General features: G+C 70.6%; 4 protein-coding genes and 1 pseudogene. All 5 read right to left on the bottom strand.

The genetic code is table 11. The annotated features are described in order from the left end of the window. Window positions 1-125: 125 nt before the first annotated feature. Window positions 126-1,361: a styrene monooxygenase/indole monooxygenase family protein gene (locus JS521_RS32880; protein WP_205086552.1), complete on the bottom strand. Its 1,236-nt coding sequence runs from the start codon at window positions 1,359-1,361 to the stop codon at window positions 126-128. A gap of 39 nt (window positions 1,362-1,400) precedes the next feature. Beyond that, window positions 1,401-2,075, bottom strand: a complete 675-nt coding sequence (locus JS521_RS32875; protein WP_205086551.1) for a GTP-binding protein — start codon at window positions 2,073-2,075, stop codon at window positions 1,401-1,403. Then, complete coding sequence (locus tag JS521_RS32870; RefSeq protein ID WP_006127542.1) at window positions 2,056-2,472, bottom strand: DUF742 domain-containing protein; 417 nt, start codon at window positions 2,470-2,472, stop codon at window positions 2,056-2,058. The genes JS521_RS32875 and JS521_RS32870 overlap by 20 nt, the downstream gene beginning before the upstream one ends. Then, complete coding sequence (locus JS521_RS32865) at window positions 2,469-2,948, bottom strand: roadblock/LC7 domain-containing protein (protein WP_205086550.1); 480 nt, start codon at window positions 2,946-2,948, stop codon at window positions 2,469-2,471. Before JS521_RS32865 ends, JS521_RS32870 begins: the two co-directional genes overlap by 4 nt. After that, window positions 2,945-3,275 (bottom strand): annotated as a pseudogene (locus JS521_RS32860) (histidine kinase); the annotation flags it as partial. The pseudogene JS521_RS32860 and the gene JS521_RS32865, both read right to left, overlap by 4 nt.

Raw genomic sequence — 3,275 nt, 5'->3', positions numbered from 1 at the left:
CCTCTCCGCTGGCCGCCCCCCCCGCGCCCCCCCCCCCCCCCCCCGGCCGCCCCCCTAAAACCGCGCCGCGCCGCGGGCCGGCGGGGGGGGGGGGGCCCCCCCCCCCGCCGAAGTGCTTGCCCGGATCAGGCGCCGGAAACCGACGCCAGGTACGCGTTCGTCTTCTCCGGCTCGAAGAAGAAGTTGTCGAAGTCCGCCGGGTCGTTGAACCCGTTGGCGAAGCGGTCCGCGACCGGCTGGAGCTGGCCGGCGGCGCCGATCAGGTTCAGCACGTGCTCCGGCGGGACGCCGAGCATGGCGTTGGTCCACTTGGTGACGTGCTGCGCGGTGTCCCAGTAACGGTCGAACGTGGACTGCATCCACGCCGCGTCGAACTCCTTCTCACCGTGCTCGATGATCGAGTCCAGGTACGCGTTCGCGCACTTGGAGGCCGAGTTGGAGCCCTGGCCGGTGATCGGGTCGTTGGCCACGACGACGTCCGCGACGCCGAGGACCAGGCCGCCGCCGGGCAGCCGGCCGATCGGCTTGCGGACCGTGGGGGCGTAGCGCCCGGCGAGGGTGCCGTTGGCGTCGGTCAGCTCGACCTTGGTGGCGCGGGCGTACTCCCACGGCGTGAACTTCTCCATCAGCTCAAGCGTCTTCGCCAGGTGCTCGGAGGGATCCTTGATGCCCTGGAAGGCGTCGAGCGGGCCGCCGGGGATGCCCTCCCAGAAGAGGATGTCGGCACGGCCGGAGGTGGTGAGCGTCGGCATCACGAACAGCTCGCCGACGCCCGGCACCAGGTTGCAGCGGACCGCGTCGAACTCCGGGTGCTCGGGGCGCGGGCCCATCCCGTGGACGTACGCCACGGCCAGCGCGCGCTGCGGGGCGTCGAACGGCGAACGGGCCGCGTCCCGGCCGAACATGGAGACCAGTTCGCCCTTGCCGGCCGAGACCATCACCAGGTCGTAGGTGCGCGAGAAGTAGTCCAGGTCGGAGACGGCCGCCCCGTGGATGACGAGCTGACCGCCGCGCTGGGCGAAGGTCTCCATCCAGCCGGCCATCTTCACGCGCTGGTCGACGGACTGGGCGTATCCGTCCAGCTTGCCGACCCAGTCGATGGCGCGGGAGGAGTCGGGGGCGGCGACGGAGACGCCGACTCCCTCGATCTTCGGGGCCTGGGACTCCCAGAAGTTCAGCTGGTAGTCCCGCTCGTGCTGGAGCGCGGTGTGGAACATGCACTGCGTCGACATGACCCGGCCGGTGCGGACCTCGTCGGCGGTGCGGTTGGACATCAGGGTGACTTCGTAACCCTTGGACTGCAGCCCGAGGGCCAGCTGGAGCCCGGACTGGCCGGCTCCGACTATGAGTATCTTCCGCATCGCGGCTCTCCGTGCTCCGTCGTTTCTGATTTCGAGGCGTCAGGCGGGCGTGACGTCGAGAGCATGGCCCACGAGGGTCAGCAGTGACTCGACGACCGTGATCCTGTTACGCGCGTCCATGATCACTATCGGCACCTGCGGCGGTACGGTCAGGGCCTCCCTGACGTCCTCCGCCTCGTAACCGGGCGTCCCCTCGAAGTGGTTGACCGCCACGATGTACGGCAGGCCGCAGCTCTCGAAGTAGTCGAGTGCCGGGAAGCAGTCCTCCAGGCGCCGGGTGTCGGCGAGGACGACCGCGCCGATCGCCCCGCGCACCAGGTCGTCCCACATGAACCAGAAGCGCTGCTGGCCCGGGGTGCCGAAGACGTACAGGACGAGGTCGTCGTCGAGGGTGAGACGGCCGAAGTCCATGGCCACCGTCGTGGTGGTCTTCTCCGGCGTCGCGGAGAGGTCGTCGGTCTCCTCGCTGGCCTGGGTCATCAGCGCTTCGGTCTGCAGCGGTGTGATCTCGGAGACCGATCCGACGAACGTCGTCTTGCCGACACCGAATCCGCCCGCCACCACGATCTTGGTGGCGGTGGGGGCGCGGGTGTGGTCGAGCTGCCAGGCCTGGAGGGACTCCTCGGCCTGGTCCTGAGGCTGGGACGGCCGGTCGTCCCGGGAGCCCGGCTGACGCGGGGCGAAGAGCGTCGCCTCAGAGACGGCGGAGTCCATTGAGCACCCTTTCGAGCAGTGCGCGGTCGGGCTGGCCGGTGCCGTGACCGGTTCCGTACACGCGGATCTTTCCTTGGTCGGCCAGGTCGCTGAGCAGCACCCGGACGACTCCGAGCGGCATCTTCAGCAGGGCCGAGATCTCCGCGACCGTACGCATCCGACGGCAGAGTTCGACGATGGCCTGGAGCTCCGGCATGACGCGCGACGCGAGGTTGCCGTTGGTGAGTTCGCGGCGCTCCTCGGGTGCTTCGAGGGCGGCGACGAACGTCTCGACGAGCAGGACGTGCCCGAACCGCGTGCGCCCGCCGGTGAGGGAGTACGGGCGGACCCGGGCGGGGCGCTTGTCGGCCCCGCGGACGGGGAGGCGGGGGGCGGGCTCGGCTGCGGCGGTGGTCACTGGGCGCTCTCCATCGATGTGCGCAGCTCACTGCGGAGTTCGGGGGTGAGGACGTGTCCGGCCCGGCCGACGAAGAGGGCCATGTGGTACGCGACGACGCTCATGTCGCAGTCCGGGGCTGCGTGCACACCGAGGAGCGAGCCGTCGCTGATCGACATGACGAAGACGCTGCCCTCGTCCATGGCGACCATCGTCTGTTTGACGCCGCCGCCGTCCATCAGCTTCGCCGCTCCGACGGTCAGCGAGCCGATGCCGGAGACGATCGTGGCCAGGTCGGCGCTGGACCCCTTGGGACCGTCCGACGGCCCGGCGGCCTTCGCCTCGCGATGGCCGGGGTCGGAGGAGAGCAGCATCAGGCCGTCGGACGAGACAACGGTGACCGAGTGGACCCCTGGCACCTCCTCCACGAGATTGCTCAGCAACCAGTGAAGGTTCCGGGCCTCGGTACTCAGCCCGAATGTGCTGGGCGCAGTCAACTGCGTGCCTCCTCGACTGTGTCCCCCGTCGCTTCGTTCCGTGTGTCCTGTGCGGCGCCTGTGGCGTGCGCGGTGGTGGTCTCGTGCCCGGTGCGGTCGGTGGGTACGCCTCCGGGGCCGGCGACGGCGATGCCACCGGTCTCGGCGATCTCCGCCTCGACGTCGCGCCGGCCCTCCTTGGCCGCCTGGTGGAAGCTGCCGAGCCGGCGGCGCAGGGCGTCCCGGTCGAGACTGCCGGTGCGGCCGGGGGCGGGGGTCGCGTCGGGCCGGGCCACCTTGGGGGTGCGCTTGGGCAGCCCCTTGTCGGTGATACGGCCGGCCTCGGGG

The organism is Streptomyces durocortorensis, from assembly GCF_016901035.1.
Classification (GTDB): domain Bacteria; phylum Actinomycetota; class Actinomycetes; order Streptomycetales; family Streptomycetaceae; genus Streptomyces; species Streptomyces durocortorensis.
The sequence above is the reverse complement of the archived record's forward strand: the minus strand, read 5'-3'. Positions and strand labels throughout refer to the sequence as shown.

Excerpts from the sequence above, each read along its gene's own strand:
- JS521_RS32880 (WP_205086552.1), bottom strand. The coding sequence starts at position 1,361 with ATGCGGAAGATACTCATAGTCGGAGCCGGCCAGTCCGGGCTCCAGCTG.
- JS521_RS32875 (WP_205086551.1), bottom strand. The coding sequence starts at position 2,075 with ATGGACTCCGCCGTCTCTGAGGCGACGCTCTTCGCCCCGCGTCAGCCG.